Genomic DNA, 23,973 nt, shown 5'->3' with positions numbered 1-23,973 from the left:
CCCGATGCAAATTGACTTCTGTTTACCCTAAAATTAAGCTGTGACGCTGCACTAGTTGTTCTTTGACAATTGAAGTAGCTCTGGTGAGCATCTCGTGCTCCGACAAACATCGGTACGAGTGGTAAAGCTCCTTCTAGCGTGTCTTCCAGCGATCCGCTCAAAGCCTTAAACATTGAAGAATCTAAGAAGTTTCGCAAAATATTCTCTAGATGGCTGCCATCTGTCTTAATGAATTCGTCTTTAGCCGCAAGATTCCATGAGGCAATGCTTTTGAAGCTTGAGCAAATAGGGTAGGCAATAATATCTGAAGCATGAATAATGTTCGTCCACTTTAAAGGCTGACTGCTCCTTTCGGATAGGTTCTTGATTCGCTCAGGATTTGCCTCAATCATCAAGTTAAACAGCAGGATAGGTGCACCCATCGTTGTAATGCTACGTAAATGAACCCTTCTTTCGGAACTGAGATCGACAAAGCCATATATTATTGAGCGAATCTTGCAGGCTTGTCGATCGCTATCCAATTTCTCGGAAAATAAAACGTCCCACAAAATCACCGTACCTAATGAATGAGAAACAAAATGAAGCTCAGTTTCTTCTGGATGAAAGGCAATAAAATCTTCTAGTTGCTCAGCAAGAAGCTCTCGAATTTTTGCTCCTCTTTCTGAGCTTAAATAGGTGAAAGCATCACCAATAACCTCTGATAAAAATCCTCTTCTCGCACTTTGGTAACGAAAGGCATCATCAAGATTGAGAGTTGGCTGCTGATGTTTGAGAAGTTGTAAATCTTGATCTACCCAGTTCCAGGCTTTACCTAAATTACTGAGTATATCTCCCCAAAAACTAGAGTAGAAGTGAGGTAAAGGTTGCCCCCTTGCTACAAGCTCTTTTCTAATCGAGTCTTTGAGTGAGTCAGCATATTTAACGTCTCGCGTGGCAACACAATGAATAAAGAAGACCAACATTCAGCGCTTCACTCACTGCAAAATTACAACAGTAGTGTGCTGCCCTACATAGAAGCGTGATAAAACCTTTTAGCGATGTCCTAACCGTCCAATCAATGCTTGATGCTCCAGAGTCAACAAGCCTTTTTGTAACTCTGCTAAAACGATCGCCAAATTCCCCTGCAAAAGTGCATCCACAGCTAACCAAAGTCCGGGAAACACTCGGCTCTGAATGATTCCTTGAGCATCGGTTTGAAGCGGCACATACTCACCCTCTTGCAGATAGAACCAATCCAAACGATTTTCGTAAGTTTGCCAAACTAAATATTCCTGAATGCCATTGCGACGGTAGGCGTTGAGTTTAGTATTCATATCGACAGCTGCACTGCTAGCCGCAATTTCTACTAGGAGTTCGGGAGAGCCTTCGATATAATCATCATCTGTGCTAAAAGAGCGCCCACCCACTTCTGGCCCAATTCTCAATAACGCATCGGGTTGAGGCTCGTTGTCAAGATCGAGTCGAACCGTTGAGTTGTCTGCAATATCAACTCCAGGCGTTGCTGCAACATAAGCAAACAGCCAGCCCATAATGTAGGCATGAGGTCTACCATGATTCTTGACTCGAACAGGCGAGGCCACGTAAACGACTCCTTCAATTAGTTCTGCCTTAAAATCTTTGGGGGTTTGCACATAGCGACTCTCGAATTCGTGGCGGGTGAGACGATCGCCGCTTTCCAATCGGGGCACTGAGACTGAAAGCTGTTTAGACATAGACGTAAGCGTGTGGCGTTGACCTTATTGTGACATACGGATTAGAGGTGAAATTTACGATCGCACTGCCTACAACTTCCCTCAAGTCGGTATGATCACAGTGCTGTGACTCAGTACTGTGACTCATGGCGCGACCAACTCACCAAGGGGACATAGAGCAAACCATGCGAATTTTATTTGTGGCAGCCGAAGTCGCTCCGATCGCAAAAGTAGGAGGCATGGGAGATGTCGCCGGGGCGTTGCCGAAAGTGCTGCGAGCGATGGGGCACGATGTCCGCATTTTTATGCCCTACTATGGCTTTCTCAACGACAAGATCGACATCCCCGCAGAGCCAGTCTGGAAGGGATCCGCGATGTTTAATCCCTTCGCCGTCTATGAAACGGTGCTTCCTGGTAGCGATGTCCCCTTGTATTTATTTGGGCATCCTGCGTTCGATCCTCGGCGGATTTACTCCGGTGAAGATGAGGACTGGCGGTTTACGTTTTTTGCCAATGGCGCAGCAGAGTTTGCGTGGAACTATTGGAAGCCCGAAATTATTCACTGCCATGACTGGCATACAGGCATGATTCCGGTGTGGATGCACCAAGATCCAGATATTGCTACCGTCTTCACGATTCATAATTTGGCGTATCAAGGTCCGTGGCGCTGGAAGTTGGAGCAGATGACGTGGTGCCCTTGGTACATGCAAGGACACAATACGATGGCGGCAGCAGTGCAATTTGCCAATTGGGTCAATACCGTTTCACCCACCTATGCAGAGCAAATTAAGACACCCGCTTACGGAGAAACGTTAGAAGGACTGCTGTCTTTTATTAGTGGTAAAGTGTCTGGAATCGTCAATGGCATTGACACTGAGGCTTACGATCCAGAGGTTGATAAAACGATCACAAAGCCCTTTGGAACCGACAGTTTAGACAACCGGAAAGCAAATAAGATTGCGCTTCAGGAAGAAGTTGGTCTGGAAGTAAACTCTAAGGCGTTTTTGATCGGCATGGTGACGCGGCTCGTTGAGCAGAAGGGATTGGATTTAGTGATTCAAACCCTCGATCGCTTTATGGCGTACACCGATTCGCAGTTTATTTTGCTCGGAACGGGCGATCGCTACTACGAAACCCAAATGTGGCAGCTTTCGGCGAAGTATCCCGGCCGCATGTCGGTGTTTTTGCTCTACAACGATGCGTTGGCTAGAAGAATTTACGCTGGCTCGGACGCGTTCTTGATGCCGTCTCGGTTTGAGCCGTGTGGGATCAGTCAAATGCTGGCGTTGCGCTATGGCTGCGTCCCAATCGTGCGACGGACGGGTGGCTTAGTCGATACAGTGTTTCCTCACGATCCCGAAAACCATGCGGGAACAGGCTATGCCTTCGATCGCTACGAACCGCTTGATCTGTTCACTTGCATGGTGCGAGCCTGGGAAGGATTTCGGTTTAAGCCCTACTGGAAGGAGTTACAGACGCGAGGAATGCAGCAGAATTTTAGTTGGGAAAAGTCTGCGATCGAATATGTCAAGCTCTACCGCATCGTAACGGGTTTACCACCTGAAGAACCAACGCAGGAAGCACAGGAGGCAACCCTTAGCAGTTAGAAAAACAGAGCCGTTAGAAAAGGACTTATGCATTAGCAACAGATTTGATAGCAGATGTAGTCTGTGAACGGATGGAGTCAAGTCACGACGAGATCCAATCTTTGCGAAGCGTTGAAGGCATCTGTTCCATCCATTAGGAAATCCATTAGCAAATTTGTTGTCAACAGAAACCTCTGCATAAGTCCTGAAAAAGTCTGCTGCTGGTCTAAGTTCTGAATATCGAGGGATGACTTTTCTGAAACGATGACAGTACTCTGAACGTCAAGTGGATGTCTCTACATGCGCATTTAGCTTCTAACGTTATGACGCCTTTTCGATTCTCCTGGTTTGACCGGTTTTGTCTATGGTATCCCCCTGCTTGGCTCATCTTATTCAATCGTCATTGGCAGCACTACCGCCCCGACCCCGGTGGCTGGAATGGGCTAGAGTATGCTCTATTTCTCATTCCAGGAGGATTCTATATTGCGCTTTTGATCCGTTGGATGCGGCTCGGATTTCGATCTCCCAGTGCGACCAAAGTTGCGCCTGATCCAGAGTACCAAAAAGCCTTTCGAGATGAAGTTTTAGCGCCGATCGTCACGCGCTACTTTCGAGCAGAACTTCATCATCTTGACTGCTTACCTGAGCATCCCCCTGCAATTGTCGCTCTCAATCACGCAGGCATGTGCTTTCCGTGGGATTTTGTTTGTCTAGGCTTTTTGTTGGGGCAGGAGAAAGATTGGTTTGTTCAGCCCGTAGCGCATCCCCTGTTCTTCGATCATCCGTGGTTAAAGTGGTGGCTACCGCAAGGATGGGCGCAGGTATTGGGCGGCGTGCGAGCAGAGCGGGGAAGTTTTGAACGGGCGATTAGCGCAGGGCGCAACTCGGCAGGAATCAGCACGCACGACAATGAAACCGCTCAAAAAAATATTGTCCTCTATGCGCCAGAAAGCTGGCGAGGACTGGCAAAAGGGTGGCGACATCGCTATCAGCTTGAAACATTTGATCCAAGTTTTGTTCGGCTTAGCGTTCGCGATCGCGTTCCAATATTACCGATTGTGTGTTTAGGTAATGAGAATTTACATCCTTGGACAATCAATTCAACTTGGTTGGCGCGACGATTGAAGATGCCATTGCTGCCCGTGTCACCATTTTTGTTGCTCTTTATATTGTTTCCATCGTTGGGAGTATGGGCGGTGCGATCGCGTCTACGCTATTATCTCCAACCCCTACAATCCCCGTGGAAAGACATAGAACAAACGCGATCGCAGGCTTACCAATATGCAGAGAAGTTGCGATCGCAAATGCAAACCGAACTGTTAGGCTTGCATCATCAACACTAATTATTTTTGCAGGTGAGAGGAGGGATCTTCAGCCACCCAGCCTAGATTGGAATTCGTCCTCACCTCAAAATGCAGGTGAGACTTCAGGGAACTTGGGGTTCCAGTTTGCCCGACGATGCCAATTGCCGTTCCACGTTTCACGGTTTGCCCAACTTTCACCTTGATCGACGCCAGTTGAGCATAGCGAGTTTGATACCCTTTCTGATGATTGATCACAATCATATTTCCGTAAGCGCCTTGAGATCCGGCAAATGCCACGGTTCCATCTGCGATCGTGCTAACCGAGGTTCCCGATCGCGCGTCCAAATCTAACCCACTGTGAAACACGGGTTCACCTTTGCCAGAAGGAATATACCAGCCATAGCCCAGCAAAACGGCAGACTTTCGCGCTAATGGATAGCCCAACAATGAGCCGGACGCCACAGTCGGTGTTACTGCTCCATTAGACGCCCCTTTTACCCCCGGAATAAAGACAACTCTCGGAGACTTTTGGCAACCGTTGACCTCATACAGTACATCCGGGCGCACTCGATATTTCGCTGCCACATCGCGCCACGATTGACCCGTCGGCACTTCAACTCGCGTCCCGTTGTACGGTGGAATTAAGAGTTCTGAGCCTACCGCTACTTTGCCACTCCGAGCGCTCGGATTCAAACTAATCAATGTCGGCGGAACTAAATTATATTTCTTAGCAATGCTCTCTAGCGTCTCTCCAGAAGCGACAATGTGCCGTCCTAACCGAGACAACGCAGGGGCAGGACAGCTTGGATCAGCCGCTTGAGCAACAGGAGCAAAAATGCCAGTCAAGAATCCGAGCAACAGTAAATAGCGAAAAGTCATAGCGACAAAAGATGAAGAACGAGAAACGCAACAGCCATGCCCTGAGTCTGCGACGAGTTTTGTACCAGTTTCTTTCGTAGAAAGAAATAAGGTAGATGCGTTTGATCATAGTAAGAGTGGGCAATTGATATGACCAGGACTTACGCCGCCATTTAAGATAGCCCTTGTAGATCTCCCTCAATTCCTTTTTCTATTCAGCAACAAAATTGCAGCTTCAATAGGCGTCTATTCAGCATTGATCAGCATAAGAGCTGATCCTTCCGTGCGATCCTTTGGAACTTGCAAAGCGATCGCAGGGTTTATGCGAACAAAACCTGCTTTCATTGGGATAAAACCTGATCTCGTCGCAACAAAACCTGCTTTCATCGCGATGCAACCTGATCTCATTGCAGCAAAACCTGATCTCATTGCAGCAAAACCTGGTTTTATTCGGATGAAACCAGGTTTTGTTGGCGTCACTCCCGTCACAAACGATGATCTTCGCAAACTTAGAAACTTCGTAAGCTAATCGCCCACTAAAATGGGGCGCGGTACCGCGCCCCAGCAAAGAGTCGAACCGCACTTATCCTCAACGATTGGCTTCTTCTTTCACCAACTTCTCCCAACCCAAGCCCTTGAGCGCATCATTACGGCGTAGCGGACGGGTCACGAGTTCGAGAATGTCGCGGGTATTGCCAAACCCATGCATCTGAGCAAAGGTAAACTCTACCGACCACTTGGTTGTGATGCCTCGCGCTTCGAGGGGATTGGCATGAGCCATTCCAGTAATTACCAAATCAGGCTTCATTTCGTGAATGCGCTGGAGTTGATTGTAGTTGTCGGGCTTCTCAACGATCGTTGGCAACGGCACGCCCATCTCTTGGCAGGTTTTCTCTAGCAAGGCAAGCTCAGCCCCTTGATAGCGCTTGTCCATATAAGGAATGCCGATTTCAGGACAAGTCATGCCGCACCGAATCAAGAACCGTGCTAGAGAAATTTCAAGCAAGTTGTCTCCCATAAAGAAAACCGACTTGCCGCGAATCAGTTGGAGATAGTCCTCGACGCTTTCCCAAATCTTAGCTTCTCGTTCTGCGAGTCCTGTCGGCTCAATGTTGAATACAGAACAGATTTTTTCTAGCCATGCACGAGTTCCATCGGGTCCGATCGGGAAGGGTGCGCCGATCAGTTTGGTCTTGCGGCGACGCATCAAGGTAGTTGCCGTGCGAGATAGGAAAGGATTGACGCCTGAGACGTAGTAGCCTTCTTCGATCACAGGCAGTTCGGTGTAGCGTTTGGACGGCAGCCAACCAGAAACTTGAATCCCGAGTTTCTTCAGTTCGAGCGTCAGTTGCGTCACAACCGGATCGGGAAGCGAGCCAAACAGAACGAGCGGCGGATGATCCTTGTATTCCGATTGTTCTGCCGCTACTTCTTCTTTCTTGCGTCCAAAATTGAGCAACTTAGAAATCGAGTTTCTCTCTTCTTTTTCCGCTTCTGCTAGGGGAGCCTTTGTTGGACAGCGTTGCGCCATCGCGGCTAAAACGGTGTCTTCTCCTTGGGTAAAGGCATAGTCAAGACCATTTGCACGAGCAACCACGATCGGAATGCCCAGTTCTGCTTCAAGGTTAGGCGCGAGACCTTCCAAGTCCATCTTGATGATCTCGGTCGTACAGGTTCCGATCCAAACGATCACGCTGGGGTTGCGATCGCGCTTAATCTGCTCACATAACCGCTTCAACTCGCCATAATCGTTCAGTTGAGCGGAAATATCACCTTCTTCAAGTTCTGCCATTGCATACCGGGGTTCTGCAAAAATCATCACGCCCATCGCGTTTTGCAGAAAGTAACCGCAGGTTTTTGTGCCAATCACCAAGAAAAAGCTGTCTTCAATTTTTTGATAGAGCCACGCGACGCAGCTAATCGGGCAAAAAGTGTGGTAGTTGCCCGTTTCGCACTCAAAGTTTAGAGAGGAAGATTGAGTATCGGTAAGGGTCATGAATGAAATGTCCTTTGAATTAATTGGAGTTTGTTATGCCAGCTAGAACGGCAAAGCATTATTGAGTTCTGGAAGGGCGACCCGTTCCCTCGCAAGATTCGTCTTGTTTGGCAGCAGGGCGCGGCATCTGTTCCGAAATTGAAGGTTTTGCAGGTGGAAGATAGGCGCGTCGTTCGTCTAATTCAGCTCGTACCTTTGAGCCAGACTCAGCTTCAATCACTTCATCAGGATTGAAATTGAGTCCCAAAGCCGTCACGATTCGGTCTGGATTATTGCTGAGATCAACCACCAACGGGAGCAGTTCGGTGAGACGCGGTTCTAGAACGGAGAGTGTACCGAGAATAAAGCTCGAAGACGGTCTACGCTGTCCATCGCAGTTCACCCAAATCGCAATGCGAGTAAGCCACTGACGATTTTCTCGGTAGTAATTCAGCCACTTCTCCTTGAGAGATTGGCGAAGCTGGTCGATATTCATGAGGGAACCAGAGGAAAGCAAAACAAAACTAGTATCTTCTGTTTTGGTGCTTTCCTAAACCCTCTATCGGTCATTAAACCATCATCAAATCAAGCTCGCTCTCTTCGGTTTTGGGTAGCTCTTTGGGATTGAGGTAGAAATCAGACAGCAGAGCAAACAAGTCGCGATCGGGCGTATCCGTTGGAACGACCCCTTCCGGATTTGCCAGAATTTGGTCGGCAATGTTGAGGTAGTAGTCGCAGACGTAATTGAGCGACGGATCGTTTTCTGCCATCTCAAACAAGGTCTTGCCCTTAACGCGAGAAACACGAATATCTTCGATCAGCGGCAAGACTTCTAGCACAGGCATGGGAACCGTGTCGATATATTTGTCGATCAGATCCCGCTTTGCAGTGCGGTTGCCAATCAACCCTGCTAACCGCAAGGGGTGAGTCCGCGCTTTTTCGCGAACAGAAGCAGCAATTCGATTGGCGGCAAACAGCGCATCAAAGCCGTTGTCAGTCACGATCAGGCAATAGTCGGCATAGTTTAACGGAGCCGCAAAGCCGCCGCACACCACGTCGCCCAACACGTCAAACAAAATCACATCGTATTCGTCGAAGGCATTGAGTTCTTTTAATAGCTTGACGGTTTCGCCTACCACGTACCCACCGCACCCCGCGCCAGCCGGAGGTCCACCTGCTTCAACGCAATCTACGCCGCCATAGCCTTTGTAAATCACATCTTCAGACCAGACATCTTCATAGTGATAGTCCTTTTCCTGAAGGGTGTCGATGATAGTCGGGATCAAGAACCCAGTCAGTGTAAACGTGCTGTCGTGTTTCGGGTCACAGCCAATTTGCAAAACTTTCTTACCCCGTCTTGCTAAAGCAACTGAAATATTACAGCTTGTCGTGGATTTGCCGATCCCACCTTTTCCATACACTGCGAGTTTCATTGGTCGTCTCCTATAGTCTCTTTGCAAACCGGCTGACTTCAAAGACAGAATTTAGTCTTTGCCCATACTGCTAACCGAAGTCAGCGAATGCAGAAATGTGTTGTGCCTCTGGAAAGCATTATTAACGATGCTGGGTGGGATTGAAAGCTGTCGAAACAAGACTTAAGGGTTTTAGAAGAAGCTAGACCCCTTTTTAATTCAAGATTCCTTCCAAACGACTTGAAGTTGCTTACCAAACTCAAATAACGATTATTAATAACTTTTAAAAACCAGCTTTTATAAAAAACGGAACAAAAAACAAATTGTGGACTAGTAAGTGAGATGTGTTGATTAGCGGGAAAACTGTTTACCTAATCCGTTACATACCTCATTACGAATGAGGCGCAGTTTTCCCGTCCTAAGGGGTTGTTAAGGCGTTTCAAGCAGGAAAGGGCCTTATCTTTTCGTTTTATCAATGGAGAGTAGGAAAACCCTTAGCTCCACAAATTTCAAAGAATTTAGGTAATCCAGCCTTAGAACGTCGCTCTGCCCAACTGCAACGTCTAAGCTCCAGCTTCTTTGTTAATAATCATGAAACTTTTGATAATCCGTTTATCTGCCAAAGAAAAGACACCCCGCGTGAGGTGTCTTGGTGTGATCCCAAATCGATTACAAATAATTAGCTTTGACGTTGACCAGCCCGACGGGTGTTTCGCATCTGGTCGCGCAGGGCACGCTGTTCTGCCGTCAGCAACGCATCCATCTGCTGACGAGACGCTTGCATGATTGCCTTAATTTTGGCTTTCTGGTCATCGCTTAAGTTCAACGACTTCATAACTTCGCCACGCTTGCCTTTTTGCTGACGGGCAGCATCGAGCTTTGCCTGCTGCTCCGCTGTAAGGACAGCTCGTACTTGGCTCTTTGTAGACTCACGAATTTGCTTCATTTGAGCTTTTTGAGCATCGGTGAGATTTAGCTTGTTGCCCATGCGTCGCTCTGTTCTGGGGGTGGTTCCAGAGGGAACTTGAGCATGAACTGCCAGCATTGGCACACCTGCTAAAACAAATGCAGCAAAACCGGGTAAAAGAAAGGCTAACTTCTTAATCATGAGTGTGAGGTTCCTGAGAAGTATGAACTCTGATGCACCAGCATCGTACCGTTAGACACTCACTTTTTTAGATTGGTTCAATCGATTTTTCAATTTTTCAATTTTTCAATTTATTTTGAAGGAGTGGCGGGTCAGCGTGACGGCTTGCGATAAGTACAGTTTGCAAATGTGGCCTTCATGACTGTGACTTTTAGGAATTTGAGATGCGATCGTACTCAATCTGCCCGTAGTCGAGCTTGATAATGCGATCGGCGCTGCCAAAATAATGATCATCATGGCTAATGACCAAGACCGTTTTCCCTTGGTGCTTGAGCTTTGGCAAAAACTCCTGATAGAACAATTCTCGAAACATGGGGTCCTGATCCGATGCCCATTCGTCAAAGAGATAAATTGGACGGTCTTCAAGATAGGCCGTTAACAGCGTCAGGCGTTTGCGCTGTCCTTGTGAGAGTTGCGTCGTAGAGAGACGCCCATCGACGATCTGGACTTTGTGATCGAGATGCAACTGTTTTAGGTACATGTGCGCTTGAGCATCTAAGTTGGGAGCGTCGATACCCAGCAAGCGATCGAAGAGATAAAAATCGGCAAACACGGCCGAAAAATGTTGTCGATACCATTCGCGGTTAGCCTCTGCGATCGGCTGTCCATCAAATACGATCGCGCCCGATTCGGGGCTATAAAGCCCTGTTAATAGCTTTGCCAACGTCGATTTGCCACTGCCATTGCCGCCCACAATAAATACAATTTCGCCTGGGTGAAGCGTCAGATTAATTGGGCCTAAAACGAAATTGCTATCTTCTGTTTGGTAATACGTGTGCGTTACGTTGCGGAGTTCTAAACGCTGCCAGTCAAAATGCGTTGGCGCGGGAACCATCGTGGATTCAGAACGACTTCTAAGCGATAAGCCAAGCGCATTAATCTTATCGAGTGAAACACTGGCTTGACCCAGAACCGGCAACTTCAGAACAATTTTGTCGAGGGGCAAAATTAGGTAGGTAAACGTCAGAACATACCCGGATAAGGTTTGCAGCGGCACCGAAAGCAGATTGGGTAATGCAAAGAGAACAAACCCGATCGCAAAGAAAAAAATCAGTTTGCCGAAACTCGCGGCCCCAGCGAACAATACTAGAGCATCTACGTTATGGCGGCGAAACGAGGCAGATGTTGCTTCTAAATCATCGGCTAGAAACATCTGGCGGCGCGGATAATGCAGTTTCAGTTCTTTGATGCCATCGGTGATCGAGCGGAAATGCTTGAACAAAATATCTTGATCGTCACGGGCGTAGGCTAAGCGTTTTCTGCCTTGGTTGAGAATCCATTGGCAACCGACAAACGACGCTACAAATAAGCCCATCACCATTAGAAACACAATCCACGAAAGCCAGCCGATGTAAGCAAAACAGCCGATGATCGTGGCAAGATCAATACACAAAAACGGAAACGAAGAAACGGCAGTCGCAACCGCCTGTACATCTTCAGTTAAGGTCGCCATCACCCGAGCATTGCCTAGTCGTTCTAAATGGTTTAACTCTGATGAAAGGATCTGACGACCGAGTTGCATTCTCAGATTAAACACAGCATCCTGCGCTAACCGTATCAGCACAACCTGAGAAATGATGCTTGTCACTAGAGAAATAATCGTTAGCCCAATAAATGCACCTGCAAACGTCCCCATTTCTGCCCCTTTCGCACCAATCGCCCGACTGATCAGCGCGATCAGTCCCGCACTACTGATGCCACTGAGAAACCCAGTAAAGATGGCGATCGCAACCTGTTTTCGCGACGATTGCAGCAGAAATGATAACAATTGCATAGCAGTGGTAACGAAGGGTTGGTAAATGCAACAGAGAGATAAATAGAATTCAACCATTATCACTGACGATGAATGGTCTATTTCGATTCCAATAACGAATCGATCGCTAAACTAATGTCAATAGATTTAGTGTTCTTACAAAGCGCTGCCAGGAAGCGAGCTTTCTCATAAAGCGAATTGGACAAATCGGGTCGGAGACCTGCAACATCTTTCTTTGCAAAATGTTGCAAAAGCCCTCCCTCTGGCTCACCTCCAATGGAGTGGAGTAAATCATCCCAAATTTGGGCAATGTATAAGCTAGAACGTTCGCAGATTGTGCCATTGTGTTTACTAATGTTGATCATCCCATTCAATCTGTTCTGGCCCCTCCTATCTTTACGGAAGGCAGCACACAAGCCCTTCACTTAAAATCAACGCTACAAGATTTGTCACTGTACGAATTTCAGAGTGATTGGGAAACTCTGGGTAGCGAAGTTGCTCAGAGTTTCGAGCGTCACCCCCTTCTGCCCGGCGTGATTTTGCTCGAACAGGAAAAATTTGTTGGTATGATCTCCAGGCAGTGCTTTTTAGAGTATCTGCTGCGTCCGCACGGGGCAGAGCTATTTTTGCAAAAGCCGCTTCGAGTTCTGCATAGTTATGCTCATCTTCGTCCGTTAATTTTGACAGCAGAGACGTCGATTCTGGTGGCCGCTCAACAAGCATTGCGCCGACCTTTTGAACGTCTAAATGACCCAATTGTTGTTCAATTCGCACCTCAGACTTACCGATTGCTCGATCCGCACGAACTCAACATCGCCTCTTGGCAACTGCGTGGCATTGAAACTCAAGTCAGACTCGAACGCTTACAAGTCCAGATGCTTCAGAGCGAGAAGATGGCAAGTTTGGGGCGCTTAGTCGATGGAATTTCTCACGAAATTCTCGATCCAGTGAGCTTTATTTGGGGCAATCTCTCGCATGTAGCTGACTATAACCGCAATCTTCTAGACCTGCTCGAAGCGTATGAACAGCAGGGCAAAGGGTCGCCAGAAGTCACAGAATTAAAGGATGCGATCGAGCTAGATTACATTCGTGAAGATCTGCCCAAAACGTTGGAGAGCATTAGAACTGGAGCCGATCGCCTGTCAAAGTTAGCCAACAGTTTGCAGAACTTCTGCCACATAGATGAAGTGTTTCCCCGACCCACTGACCTGCATGAATGTCTCGATTCTGTTTTGCTACTGCTTAAAAGCCGTTTAACCAGCGATATTCATGTGATCAGAAAATATGGTCATTTGCCTCCCGTGTCCTGTTTCAGTGGGCAGTTGAGCCAAGTTTTTATGAATATTTTGAATCGTGCGATCGATGCGCTGCTGAATGAAGCGGCTAATAGCCACTTTAACGCGACTCTGCCGCAAGCCCGAACTAAGTCAATTGATCCGCCTAAAATTTTAATCACGACGGATGTTTGTTCGCTCGATCACACGGGCAATCGCTGGATTTCGATTCAGATTGCAGACAATGGGGCAGCTATCTCTACAGAAGTTCAACGGCAATTGATGCAGGCTTTTTCAGCGGAGCGATCGCTGGTAAAAGAAACGAGTCTAGCAATGAGCTACCGCATTGTTACGGCGCGCCATAGCGGCAAATTTAGAATCTATTCCTGCATTGATCCGGTAGAACCGCTCTCTAAGATGGGGACTGCCTTTGAAATTCTACTGCCAATGGTTTAATGGAATTCTAAAGGGCGTTGCTCCATTTGCAGAGGGAACATCAATGTGGAGAATTACAAACAGAAAATCGCGGATTTTTACAATGCGAGAATTCATTACGACAATAACCATACTCGCGGTCGCGCCCTCCGCCTCGTCGAATATTCTCCTCTAAAGGTTGGAGATTCAGATTGGATGTAGCAACGGGAACGGGGATTGTTGCGATCGCGGCAGCCCATATTGTAGGAACTCAAGGGCATGTGATTGGAATTGACATCGCAACAGAGTTGCTGAATCAAGCAAAACAGAAAGTTGCCACCTCAAGCTTACAAAACATCGACCTACTTGAAATAGATGCGGAAGAGTATCCACTTAAGCCAGAACAATTCGATGCGATTCTGTGCTCTTCAGCCGTTGTTCTACTGACAGATATTTCGCGCAGTTTAGGTGATTGGCATCGCTCGCTCAAACCCGCCGGATTCGTTGCATTTTCTTGTTATTCAGCAACCTCTTTTCTCACGCCTGCGATCGCCCAAGCCTGCGAAATGAAGGGGTTAACGCTACCCGAAATTAACAAAACGCTTGGAAGTCCTGAGCGATGTCAACAGCTTTTAACCCAGGTAGGGTTTTCAGCGATTAACATTCAGACCGAGCAGCGAGGCAGTTATCTTAGTGTGGAACAAGCCAAAAATCGCTGGGACGGTAAAACGTGGCTGCACCCCAATGAGCCGTTTTCTGGGCTAACGCCAAATCAAGTGCAGCGCCTCAAAGCGGATTACGATCGCCGGATCGAATCGTTAGGAACAGAGAAGGGAGTTTGGGACGAGCAAACTACCTTTTTTGTAGTGGCGCGAAAATAGAAAATAAAGGCGTAAGAGACACTCGTTTGGACGGCAAGATTCAAGAGATGTTTAACGACGCTTTGACGCAGCAGAACCGCGATAGATCCGTTCTGCCTGCTCCACGGATAGCCATGGAGCAACATCACTGGCCTGGAGCGGCGCTGAATCATCCTCATAATAGGGCAAGCCACACATTGCAGGAGGTGCAGTGCTAACGAGTTTATTTGAAGTCCTTGTGATCTGGCTTTGGGGAGCGGCATACTGGTGAGTTTCCGGGTCGTATGCCAACAGTTCACCCGTTTCAATGTGATAGACCCAAGCATAGATATTAAGTTTGCCCTGGTATATTTTAGAGCGCACAACTGGATAGGTTTTGAGGTTCTCGATCTGAGTCAGAACATTCTCTGCAATCGTCACCTCTAACAGTTGGTCGCCCGAATACTGACTGTAGTTGTCTTTCACTAAGCGCAGAGTGGCGTCGGCGTGCCTCAGCCAGTCATACACCAACGGCATTTGTTCTTCGAGTTTGCCGAGTTGGAGTAATCCCTTCATTGCGCCGCAGTGAGAATGCCCGCAAACGATGATTTGTTCAATATTAAGCGCTGCGATCGCATACTCGACTGCCGCTCCTTCTCCGCCATTTGCGGCTCCAAATGGCGGGATCAAGTTTCCTGCATTTCGGATAACAAAGAGTTCGCCAATTCCCGCTTGAGTAATGAGATTCGGATCAACCCGAGAATCAGAACAGGTGATGAACAGAACTCTTGGCTTTTGACTGTGAGAAAGTTCTTCCAGCAGTTCCCGATGTTCAGAAACAAAGGTTTCTCGAAAATTCTCGTGTCCTCGAATTAGCTTTTTCATCGTCTGTCCCTTCGGCAATTGACCCGATCTTCAGTTAATCACAAATCTTAATTAAAAATCTACGACAGCCATTCGTCCGTCGCATCCTCTTTTGTATTGGTGTTGCGGCTGGGCGTCTCGCGATTGAACTTGAGGTGGATCGATCGAGTTTGCACCCCATCTGAAGCAACCGCCATGATCGGATAATCGATCAGTCCATCTTGGAACGACATTTGGAACCGGAACGTTCCATCGGGGCTCAGTTCGACGGGTTCACCTGCGATCGTCAATGTTGCATCTGGCTCGGTTGCCCCATACACAATTAGTTCTGCATCTGCTACTAGCCAAAACTTGCGCGGACGAATTGGCGCAACTCCGCCTGAAAAGCCTGCTCCAGACATAGTAAGTCCGGACATAGTAAGCGCTCCAGACATGCCCATACCCGAAGGCGTCGGCAGTGCCCATCCTCCCATACCTGAGGGAAACACGAAGGAGCTAATTGCCGTTTCGGGCACTTGCTGCATCGAGCCAAACAGCGATCCAGCAACGCGCTGAGACTCAACGCCTTGAGCTAACCCAAAGATTTGATCATAAATAGCACTCTGGGGCTGACTGCTTTGGCGACCGGGTGGCACGAGTTCTAAGAACGTCTTGCCCTGCAACTCCTCTTCCCAATCGATCGTTACAAACTGATCCTCAAACCAATCGGACGGATACACGGGCGGAATGCTAACCGGAGCAGAGCGAGCCAGCATGAGCCAACGACCGTCTTCAGTGAGATAGCCAATTTCGGCTAAATAGTCGCGATCGCTCACCGGAATCGGCACATACCAGTCTCTAGCAAGTTCCTCACAGTCATACTGCTGCAAGCTATGGGGGCTTTGACGATCGAGAGTAACATCCGTTACATCGTAGAGTCGCAGCGCTAATCGTTGTCCACCTTGGCGTCTGAGTGCTTCTCGATGATCGTTCGGAACGTCCCAGTAGGCGTATGCCCACTGTGGATCGCGTGGCATGAGAACAATTCGGCTCTCGCTATACCCAGCTGGCAAATCCGCTAAACCTTCGTCTACACTGGCTAGGGTTTCACGAGACAGCTCCGCTTGTCCTAAATTAAATTTCGTCGCTTCGATTTCGGTCTGTTCACGGTTCATCTCGCCCCGATCTACGATCGCGTTCGAGCGATTTGAGCTCGAAGCGGCAGCCACGCCCACAGCGGCTCCTCCTAACGCTGCACCTAGCCCAGGCGATCCTGCACCGAGTGAATCGCTCAGATCATCGGGCGATGCTTCAGAGTTTGGCGCAACCGCTTGTTGAGACTCCGCCCCTACAGAAACTTGTAAATCAAAGTTGTTAGAAGGTTCGGTGGGTTCGATGGTAGCGGCATCATCGTCTAAAACGAGTTCATCCACCTGATCATCCGCTAGCTGCGCTTCAAGATCGTCGATTTCTTCGATCAGGTCGAAACTTACCAATGACTCTTCTATCTCTGAAGAATTGTCTGGAATAGCGTTAGAGTGGTCAGACGATTGATTCCCAGAGCCAATCCATGCGGCTCCCGCGCCCGCCATTGCTGCACCTCCCAGTGGCGCAAATCCTGAAATATCAGAAGATTCTTGTACGATCGCAGGGTCAATATCAGAGCGGGCATCAGAAGCTGTATCTATGGCGTTCTCCCTTCTGTCAACCGTCTGATTTTCTGAATCGATGGGAGCTACGGCTGGATCTGATACTGAATTTGAAGTGATTTGAGCAGCATCTTGAGTGCTGGAATCCCACGGATCCGCCACTGCTCCAAGCGAGGGGTTATCAGCCGGATTCGCTACGAAACGAGTTGAAGAGGAATCTGACGCTAGAGGAGCGTCTGACACAGGGCGATCGCTCGGATTGATCGCGCTTGCCAATGGATCAGGGTTAGCTTCGTTAAGTTCCGCACGATCGCGCGATGCTATCCACGCAGCTCCTGCACCCGCCGCAAGCCCCGCGCCTCCAATTGCCGTCCCGCCAATTTGATTAGCTTCGGGTTGAGACTCTGCAATTGAGGCGCGATCGCCATTAATCACAGTTTCGGTTCTCGCCGCTAAATTTGGGTCAGCGCCACGATCTGGTGGATTGACTGGTGGATTAACAAGGGGGGCTTCAGCAGACGATATGGGGTCAGATCCAGAGCGACGATTTTTTAGCAACCACGCCACCAGTAAGCCCGCGATGCCCAACGGCAAAAGCCACAGCAGCCAAGTCGGAAGTCCTGCACTTGCTTCAGAAGTTGTTTGGGGTGCTTGTCCGCTCTGATTTGAACCATTCGACACAGCTGTTGCAGCCGCGCTTGGAGAAACGGCGGCAACGGCCGATCCGGTAGCGGTTGCTCCAGCAGGACTCGCACCGGGACTCGGAGGCGCAGTCAGCGCGCCGGATGCGGCGGCAGGGTCAGCTTGGGCAGTTTGAATAATCGATTGAGCAGCAGGAGAGGTGGCGTAACCGAGAAACGCCGCGATCGCAGGAGAAGGCGTCCCTTTATATACGTAAGAGAGAGGCTGCGAGAAGGGATAGCGCGGATCGTCCGGCAGGGTAGTGTGCATCGGCACAATCCGAACACTTGGCTGATTCACAAGCTGATTTGCGATCGCATATCCAATGCCATTCGTACCCAGATCCTGAAGCATCGCTTCGGTGCTGTCTTCTCTAGTTTTCGTTGCCGTTGCTCCGCTTGCGAACGACGTGGCTTGAAAGGCAGGATAATTCTGGAAGGCTTGACGAGTATCGCTCGTGTCTGGACGATCGATTAGCCGAATTGCCCCTGGCGCACCGCCAACCTGTGACCAATCAGTAATTTCTCCCCGAAAAATCTGAGCAAACTGTGTGGTCGTCAAGTTTCCTCTAAAAGGATTCGTGGGACTGACGACGATCGCAATCTTGTTGCGTGTGACGGGAATCGCGACCAGTCCTTGCGCTTTTTCTTCGGCCGTGAGCGGACGCCCGATCGCCGCTAGATCTGTCTTCCCATCCCTTAGTTCTTGCAACCCTGTAGCGCTCTCGGTGTAACCGACATTAATGCTGGTTTCTGGGTACTGCGTCTCAAAGCGCTGCTTTAAAGCTTGGTTGATGGCGGCCATGCTGCTAGAGCCACTAATCCGAACGGTTGTCCCCTTGGGCACAGCATTTGGCAATGAAAATGCCGATGGACTGGCAGACTGAGCGAGGGCTGGACGGACTTTCAGCGATCCAGCAAAAGGGGTTGCGGTGGTTAGAAGTGTAACCAGTAACGCAAGATTAATGACGGAAGGTTGTTTCTTAAACACCATTGGATCTAATGCAGCTTACGCCGTTCGAATTGAGGTAATTATATAGTGCTTAACTTGGATTTACAGATGAACGAGAGAAGAGTTGCGATTAAAAATTGATTTTGAAACCACTTATACGAGAGGGATGATGCGATCGGCGTTAGCGAGTTGATCTTTTTGAGTCACCTGCTTTGTCAGTTCAATGCGCTAAATAGGGATCGCGGGTCGCCTGTAGAATGCGATCGCAAAAATTACTACCCTAAAATTTTTACGTTTTAGAAGCTCAAGCGGGTGACGGCTATAGAAGCATTACTAGGGAGTTTGACCCCTTAACGGCCCCGCTTGAACAACTCAATCTCTATTTTCTAGATAGCCACTTCGCCGCCAAAATACCCCCTATGAGGCCAAACAAATGTCCTTCCCAGGAGATGCGCATTTGGTTAGGAAGAACACCCCAAATTAGACTGCCATAGAATAAGCCGACGGTCAGCGATAGCGCGATCGACAGGGCGCTTCGCTCGAAATAAGCCCGTGATAGTAGAAATCCAAAGTAGCCAAAGATAACGCCACTTGCGCCAATATGGATGCCTGGAGAGCCAAACAGCCAAACGCCAATGCCACTCGCCAGCAGGACGATTGCCGACACCGCAAAAAATTCTTTCACGCTTCGCAGCATCACAAACCAGCCCAACATCAGAAAGGGAATTGTGTTGCTAACAAGATGCTGATAGCTGCCGTGCAGAAAGGGCGAAAAAAAGATTCCCCGAACTCCGAGGCTGGTTCGAGGAATGATGCCATACACACTAGCCGTCCCTGGCAAGAAGCTGTCGGCAATATGGATGAACCACATTAACCCCACCAGTCCACCGAGGATGACAACGTGTGATTTAAATTCGCTTGCGATCGCGCTTGGATCATTGGGGTTTCTTCGGGTCATCAGAGGTCAGATAAACGGGTTGACTTCCTTTCTAGCACATCAAAAACGCAGCACCCACAAGGCACTGCGAAATCTAAGCCGTCTATTACCCTACCGAGAAGTTTCGTAGGCTCCCTTCATTCTTACTTAACTTAAGTAGGTTGAGCGTTCAGCATAGATGGCTGCAACTGCTGAGCTAATTCAGTCAGCCGACGAATCCGTTCCTCGGTCGGGGGGTGAGTTCTAAACAGCGATTGCAATCCTTTGGTTGAAAGTGGATTTACGATCAGTAGAGGCGACAGTGCCGGATTGCCATTCATTGGAATCTCATGTCCAATGCGCTCCAGCTTTTCGAGGGCGCTGGCTAGGGCAAGAGGATTTTGAGTGATTTCAGCTGAGCCTTGATCGGCGGCAAATTCGCGAGTTCGAGAAATCGCCATTTGAATTAGTCCTGCCGAGAGTGGTGCAAGCACAATGAGGAACAGTAGACCCAAAGGGTTTCCTCCCCGACGGGTATCGCGAGAAACAGGACCATACAGCGCCCCAAACGTCAGAATTCTGCCTAAGAAGGTGATGCCACCCGCGATCGTACCTGCAACCGCTTGGGTAAGGGTATCGCGGTTTTTAACGTGCGTCAACTCATGGGCTAAAACGCATTCTAGCTCTGCTGGGCTCAGCAATTCCACAATGCCTTGAGTCACGGCAACAGCAGCATGATCTGGGTCACGACCTGTAGCAAATGCGTTAGGAGATTGTGTCGGAACCACAAACAGCTTCGGCATTGGAATTTCGGCGCGATCGCAAAGCCGCTTAATCATGTCAAACAGTTCTGGCGCTTCAGACCGCTCAACGGGCTGTGCGGCATAGGAAGCAAGCGCCATCCGATCTGAGTAATACCAAGACCCAAAGCTGCTAAATGCAGCAAAAATTAATCCCAAAATAAGACCCTGCTCGTTGCCAACTAGGTAATATCCAGCCAAGACCAATATTCCGCTCAGTAATCCTAGAAGGGCAGCCGTTCTAATTTGATTCCCAATCATTTTCTTTATAAAAGTTTTTCTACAGGTCTGTCAGAATTTTCCAGCATGACTTACGATCCTTACTCTATCCCTTGAGTGAGTTTCTTCTCATTCATCAGTACAGTTTTTGAGCTGCTGCGTTTTTTAAATACTGTAGAGTGTGAGTTATGGGTTACTTTACTTGATTTTCTATGAGCTTTCGGATTGGCTGTGCGATTTGGGCGTACAAAGGTTGGGTTGGTGATTTGTTCCCGCTAAAGAGCCGAGCGAACGATTTTCTAAACCTCTACAGTCATCGATTTACCTGTGTGGAAGGCAACACAACATTCTATTCTGTGCCAAATGCGGAAACAGTAGCGCGATGGGCAACAGAAACACCGCTTGGATTCAAATTTTGTCCTAAATTGCCTAAGAAATTAACCCATAATGGATTGCTAGAGCCATCACTGCCAGAAGCACTTAAGTTTCTAGAGTTGATGCAAGGATTGGGCGATCGCTTAGGGCCTTTGATGCTGCAACTTCCGCCGAGCTATAGCCCCGCTAGATTGCGCGATTTAACAAATTTTTTAAGCCGTTGGTCAAAAACAGGAGCGCCTTTAGCGGTAGAAGTGCGGCATTTAGAGTGGTTTAGAGAACCTCATAAAAGCCACTTGAACGCGATGTTAGAAGATTTGGCAATTGGTAGAGTGGTGCTAGATACACGTCCAGTTTATGAATGCGAAAATGATCCTCAGATTGGTAGTGAGCGTAAGAAGCCCAACGTTCCGCTCCAGCCTGTTACAACTGCTAACGTTGCGTTAATTCGATACATCAGCCATCCAAATTTAGAATCAAACGATCAATACTTGCAAGAATGGGCAGAGCTTGTCAATCGCTATCTCAAACAGAATGTTCAGGTGTATTTCTTTGTGCATTGTCCTATTGAAGCGCGATCGCCACAAACTGCCCGTCACTTTCAGCAGTTGCTTGAACAACACGGCGCATCCGTTCCGCCCCTGCCTTGGAACACTATTCACTCCAAGGCAACCGAGCAAGCTCCTTCGCAACTGAGTTTGTTCTAGATCGCTCGCCTTTTATTTCACGCAGAGGTAATACTCCGATTATCGCGGCGACGAACAACAACAACACAGGGTCGAGGAGCCGCATTCGCTTTTTTGCTAGGAAAGTTAGATCCGATTGGAACATTACGAATCTGCATAAAATCTTTGCCGTCAGTAGTTTGCAGAGCAAATTTGCGACTTTCAGCTTTCATGTCCTGCCGAATGCCATGCAGCTCTCCCGGATGTTGAACCGCCAGAAAAAGTGTTTGACGATCGCGGCTTAAAAACGGGCCGGTTAGTTCAGATTCCATTGGAGCGATCGCAAACATATAGGCATTGCCTGCATTCGTGCCTGACGTCGGAATAAACCAGAGAGCATTATTGCCAAATACGCCCCGCAGATTGGATTGACTAATCGGAACGCCATTCTTGTCGATGCGGTTTGGAATAGCTTTGTTAATTTTGTCAGAGGACATATCTGTGACGACCCACACATGACCATCTGGATCGATCATCAAATTATCAGGATTCGCAAATCCTGCACCACCTGCGCTTGGCTCTCCGCCTAATGCCATCATCTTCCAGCTAAACGTCATCGCCGCTGGATCATTTTGATCTTCGACGAGGTGCATCACAAATCCATATTCGTAAGGCGTTTCACCCTTTGCACCTTTGAAAACCCGTTTATCTGCTCCTCCATCTTTGTCAGGAGAGCCAGAGGTAAACGCAACGTAGAGAGAGCCATCTGGCGCAATTTCAGTATCTTCAGGTCGTGCGGTACAGGTTGCGCCGCACGCATTCGCGGCATAGTGAGCATCAATCAAGATTGCACCTTGTTTTTCCTCAGCGTTTCCTTGATACAGATCACCCAGCGTCTTGAACTGCTGCTTAAATTTCTTGACGTCTGCCTCGGTTCTAAACGCTTTGTGGCCGCCTTCAGGACGCTTGGGCAGGTTAATCATGCCGCCAACAATGGTGGTCGGACTATCTGGCTCAACGGGAGTATCGGCTTTGAGCGCGATCCAGCGCCCGGTTCCATCTTCGTTAAATTTGGCAGCATAAAGCATCCCGGTTTCGAGTAGGCGAGAATTGGCTTTATCGGTGGGATTGGTCACAGCATCACGGCTGACAAATTTGTAGAGATGTCCACCTCTACGATCGCAGCCCGAATAAAACGCTAATGGTTTCCCTGATTCAACCCGCACTCCAACCGCTTCATGGCGATAGCGACCGAGCCACGTGTGTTTTGTGCCGTAGTCTTGCGGATTGGCAGGATCAAGTTCGACAATCCAGCCGTATTTGTTGCCAGCAAATCCAAACACGTTGCCCTGTCCAGATACCTCCTCGTCATCGATTCTGAAGGTTTGCTTGTCTGGCGGAAACGAGGTTCCATCGGCATACACAGCATCCGGGACTTGAGTTTGAATATTTTCTTCAGCGCTGAGAACCGTTCCCCAAGGCGTTGTTCCACCCGCACAATTCGCAAAAGTTCCAATAATGCGATCGCCCAACTTATCCCTATATCCTTGACCCGATTTCTTCAGAAAAACTGCCTTTGCTGCCCCTGTACACTTGAGATAGCGTCCATCCTCTAACCCAGAAATTCCCGTGATGCGGCGATCGCTTGTGGAATAAGTGCGCTCCCATGTCCCGTCTGCCGTTTTACGAATCGAAATGACACCTAATCCCTGATCAATCAGAGCTTCTTTAGTAATTTGGCGAATCTGGGCTTTTAACGGAGTCTTGTCAGACAAAGCAAAGGCGTTTAAACCTGTTTCTTTCGCTTTGCTCAACGCTTTCTGAACATCCTTAAAAGGGAGCTTTTTGCCAATCACTTTTTCATAAGTTTGTAGCCACGGAACTGCACTAATGTACTCAAAATTAACGCTGAGGTAGCCTTCGTTAGGAGCCGTTTCGACGAACGAGAGGTAGTCGTTGTTATAGCCAAACCGAGAATCCCCGACTTTATCTCCCCACGCGGCCAGCACATCATAGCTAAAGTCATCAGGTAGCACTAAATCATCGGCTACTTCGTACTGGCTTAAGGTATCGATTTGTTTTTCGAGTGCAATTCCGGTTGTCTCCAGTGGAAGTGGACTTTTAACCGGAGTGAAACTCAGTTCATTCGCAGATGCATTGATGTTTTGTGTTCCGCCAACCAAATCTTGAAACGGCATAGAGAACTTTTGCCCGGACTTGAGCGCCGTTCCGGCAGCAGCCGTTCCAGCTGCCGCCCCTAGAAAGAGCAAAAAATTCCGGCGTTTCACAGGCATGATGGATGACTCCAAGTAGGCAATCTATTCTGTGATAGCAGGGAATTGGCCCGTTTAAGGTTAAGACGCGGTAATCTCTGGGCTAAGAGAGCCGTTGAAGTTGGCAAACTGATGCGGAGGTAAGGGTAAAGCTGCATCTATTCTGTTTGGTTGCCCGTACCTTCACCTAAAACAACATCAGAACAAACTACTAGCTTGATCGAAATTTCCGTCTCCAGCTTGCCAAGGTTGCGCCCATAGCAAAGGCTCTAACTAAATAAAAAACTCTAGTAACTAGACTTGTCGGTAAATAAGGGAGAATAGAGAACAGTGACGAGATGAGATAAT

The 23,973-nt window shown here is 48.4% G+C and carries 19 protein-coding genes; 5 read left to right on the top strand and 14 right to left on the bottom strand.

The genetic code is table 11. The annotated features are described in order from the left end of the window. Together AC5I6P_RS13100 and AC5I6P_RS13095 are read right to left on the bottom strand one after the other, a co-directional pair. Positions 1-962 (bottom strand): hypothetical protein (locus AC5I6P_RS13100; RefSeq protein ID WP_495694209.1); only part of this gene is annotated, 962 nt, incomplete at its 3' end. Between the two features lie 69 nt (positions 963-1,031). Next, positions 1,032-1,712, bottom strand: a complete 681-nt coding sequence (locus tag AC5I6P_RS13095) for a Uma2 family endonuclease (protein WP_495694208.1) — start codon at positions 1,710-1,712, stop codon at positions 1,032-1,034. 125 nt (positions 1,713-1,837) lie between these two features. Between AC5I6P_RS13095 and glgA the strand changes: the two genes are divergently transcribed. Together glgA and AC5I6P_RS13085 are read left to right on the top strand one after the other, a co-directional pair. After that, positions 1,838-3,298, top strand: coding sequence for a glycogen synthase GlgA (glgA, locus tag AC5I6P_RS13090; protein WP_495694207.1), 1,461 nt, complete (start codon positions 1,838-1,840; stop codon positions 3,296-3,298). 302 nt (positions 3,299-3,600) lie between these two features. Further along, positions 3,601-4,620 carry a 1-acyl-sn-glycerol-3-phosphate acyltransferase gene (locus tag AC5I6P_RS13085; protein ID WP_495694206.1) on the top strand — a complete coding sequence of 340 codons (1,020 nt, stop codon included), beginning with the start codon at positions 3,601-3,603 and terminating at the stop codon, positions 4,618-4,620. Here the strand turns inward: AC5I6P_RS13085 and AC5I6P_RS13080 are convergent, their stop codons facing one another. The 7 genes from AC5I6P_RS13080 to AC5I6P_RS13050 form a co-directional block, all read right to left on the bottom strand. After that, on the bottom strand, positions 4,621-5,460 hold the full coding sequence (locus tag AC5I6P_RS13080) for a LysM peptidoglycan-binding domain-containing M23 family metallopeptidase (protein WP_495694205.1): 840 nt from the start codon (positions 5,458-5,460) through the stop codon (positions 4,621-4,623). It lies immediately after the preceding gene. 225 nt (positions 5,461-5,685) lie between these two features. Further along, positions 5,686-5,919, bottom strand: coding sequence for a hypothetical protein (locus AC5I6P_RS13075; protein WP_495694204.1), 234 nt, complete (start codon positions 5,917-5,919; stop codon positions 5,686-5,688). 109 nt (positions 5,920-6,028) lie between these two features. After that, positions 6,029-7,435 carry a ferredoxin:protochlorophyllide reductase (ATP-dependent) subunit N gene (locus AC5I6P_RS13070; RefSeq protein ID WP_495694203.1) on the bottom strand — a complete coding sequence of 469 codons (1,407 nt, stop codon included), beginning with the start codon at positions 7,433-7,435 and terminating at the stop codon, positions 6,029-6,031. Positions 7,436-7,493: 58 nt separating this feature from the next. Then, entirely contained in the window at positions 7,494-7,910 is a 417-nt protein-coding gene (locus tag AC5I6P_RS13065; protein ID WP_495694202.1) for a DUF5331 domain-containing protein, read from the bottom strand. Positions 7,911-7,983: 73 nt separating this feature from the next. Continuing rightward, the gene (bchL, locus tag AC5I6P_RS13060; RefSeq protein ID WP_495694201.1) at positions 7,984-8,847 is read right to left on the bottom strand and encodes a ferredoxin:protochlorophyllide reductase (ATP-dependent) iron-sulfur ATP-binding protein; all 864 of its coding nucleotides are present in this window, start codon (positions 8,845-8,847) and stop codon (positions 7,984-7,986) included. A gap of 658 nt (positions 8,848-9,505) precedes the next feature. After that, positions 9,506-9,934, bottom strand: coding sequence for a Spy/CpxP family protein refolding chaperone (locus AC5I6P_RS13055; protein ID WP_495694200.1), 429 nt, complete (start codon positions 9,932-9,934; stop codon positions 9,506-9,508). Positions 9,935-10,124: 190 nt separating this feature from the next. Next, positions 10,125-11,747: a cyclic peptide export ABC transporter gene (locus AC5I6P_RS13050; RefSeq protein WP_495694199.1), complete on the bottom strand. Its 1,623-nt coding sequence runs from the start codon at positions 11,745-11,747 to the stop codon at positions 10,125-10,127. Between the two features lie 323 nt (positions 11,748-12,070). On the opposite strand from AC5I6P_RS13050, the gene AC5I6P_RS13045 reads away from it, so the two are divergent. Continuing rightward, on the top strand, positions 12,071-13,456 hold the full coding sequence (locus AC5I6P_RS13045; protein WP_495694198.1) for a sensor histidine kinase: 1,386 nt from the start codon (positions 12,071-12,073) through the stop codon (positions 13,454-13,456). A gap of 170 nt (positions 13,457-13,626) precedes the next feature. Next, positions 13,627-14,295 (top strand): class I SAM-dependent methyltransferase, encoded by a 669-nt coding sequence (locus AC5I6P_RS13040; protein ID WP_495694197.1) that lies wholly within the window; start codon positions 13,627-13,629, stop codon positions 14,293-14,295. Between the two features lie 51 nt (positions 14,296-14,346). On the opposite strand, the gene AC5I6P_RS13035 is transcribed toward AC5I6P_RS13040, so the two are convergent. From AC5I6P_RS13035 to AC5I6P_RS13020, 4 genes are all read right to left on the bottom strand, one after another. Then, positions 14,347-15,138 carry a carbonic anhydrase gene (locus tag AC5I6P_RS13035; protein WP_495694196.1) on the bottom strand — a complete coding sequence of 264 codons (792 nt, stop codon included), beginning with the start codon at positions 15,136-15,138 and terminating at the stop codon, positions 14,347-14,349. A gap of 59 nt (positions 15,139-15,197) precedes the next feature. Beyond that, positions 15,198-18,419, bottom strand: a complete 3,222-nt coding sequence (locus tag AC5I6P_RS13030; RefSeq protein ID WP_495694195.1) for a DUF4912 domain-containing protein — start codon at positions 18,417-18,419, stop codon at positions 15,198-15,200. Between the two features lie 337 nt (positions 18,420-18,756). Further along, positions 18,757-19,335, bottom strand: a complete 579-nt coding sequence (locus AC5I6P_RS13025) for a rhomboid family intramembrane serine protease (protein WP_495694194.1) — start codon at positions 19,333-19,335, stop codon at positions 18,757-18,759. Between the two features lie 131 nt (positions 19,336-19,466). Further along, positions 19,467-20,354: a zinc metalloprotease HtpX gene (locus AC5I6P_RS13020; protein WP_495694193.1), complete on the bottom strand. Its 888-nt coding sequence runs from the start codon at positions 20,352-20,354 to the stop codon at positions 19,467-19,469. 170 nt (positions 20,355-20,524) lie between these two features. Here AC5I6P_RS13020 and AC5I6P_RS13015 point away from each other — a divergent pair, with 170 nt between their 5' ends. After that, entirely contained in the window at positions 20,525-21,394 is an 870-nt protein-coding gene (locus tag AC5I6P_RS13015) for a DUF72 domain-containing protein (protein WP_495694192.1), read from the top strand. A 17-nt stretch (positions 21,395-21,411) separates the two neighbouring features. Here AC5I6P_RS13015 and AC5I6P_RS13010 read toward each other — a convergent pair whose 3' ends face one another. Then, entirely contained in the window at positions 21,412-23,646 is a 2,235-nt protein-coding gene (locus AC5I6P_RS13010; protein WP_495694191.1) for a PhoX family protein, read from the bottom strand. Positions 23,647-23,973 lie beyond the last annotated feature (327 nt).

This window comes from Myxacorys sp. (assembly GCF_059501405.1).
The sequence above is the reverse complement of the archived record's forward strand: the minus strand, read 5'-3'. Positions and strand labels throughout refer to the sequence as shown.

Coding starts and splice junctions, on each gene's coding strand:
- AC5I6P_RS13095 (WP_495694208.1), bottom strand. CDS start 1,712: ATGTCTAAACAGCTTTCAGTCTCAGTGCCCCGATTGGAAAGCGGCGAT.
- glgA (WP_495694207.1), top strand. CDS start 1,838: ATGGCGCGACCAACTCACCAAGGGGACATAGAGCAAACCATGCGAATT.
- AC5I6P_RS13085 (WP_495694206.1), top strand. CDS start 3,601: ATGACGCCTTTTCGATTCTCCTGGTTTGACCGGTTTTGTCTATGGTAT.
- AC5I6P_RS13080 (WP_495694205.1), bottom strand. CDS start 5,460: ATGACTTTTCGCTATTTACTGTTGCTCGGATTCTTGACTGGCATTTTT.
- AC5I6P_RS13070 (WP_495694203.1), bottom strand. CDS start 7,435: ATGACCCTTACCGATACTCAATCTTCCTCTCTAAACTTTGAGTGCGAA.
- AC5I6P_RS13065 (WP_495694202.1), bottom strand. CDS start 7,910: ATGAATATCGACCAGCTTCGCCAATCTCTCAAGGAGAAGTGGCTGAAT.
- bchL (WP_495694201.1), bottom strand. CDS start 8,847: ATGAAACTCGCAGTGTATGGAAAAGGTGGGATCGGCAAATCCACGACA.
- AC5I6P_RS13055 (WP_495694200.1), bottom strand. CDS start 9,934: ATGATTAAGAAGTTAGCCTTTCTTTTACCCGGTTTTGCTGCATTTGTT.
- AC5I6P_RS13050 (WP_495694199.1), bottom strand. CDS start 11,747: ATGCAATTGTTATCATTTCTGCTGCAATCGTCGCGAAAACAGGTTGCG.
- AC5I6P_RS13035 (WP_495694196.1), bottom strand. CDS start 15,138: ATGAAAAAGCTAATTCGAGGACACGAGAATTTTCGAGAAACCTTTGTT.
- AC5I6P_RS13030 (WP_495694195.1), bottom strand. CDS start 18,419: ATGGTGTTTAAGAAACAACCTTCCGTCATTAATCTTGCGTTACTGGTT.
- AC5I6P_RS13025 (WP_495694194.1), bottom strand. CDS start 19,335: ATGACCCGAAGAAACCCCAATGATCCAAGCGCGATCGCAAGCGAATTT.
- AC5I6P_RS13020 (WP_495694193.1), bottom strand. CDS start 20,354: ATGATTGGGAATCAAATTAGAACGGCTGCCCTTCTAGGATTACTGAGC.
- AC5I6P_RS13015 (WP_495694192.1), top strand. CDS start 20,525: ATGAGCTTTCGGATTGGCTGTGCGATTTGGGCGTACAAAGGTTGGGTT.
- AC5I6P_RS13010 (WP_495694191.1), bottom strand. CDS start 23,646: ATGCCTGTGAAACGCCGGAATTTTTTGCTCTTTCTAGGGGCGGCAGCT.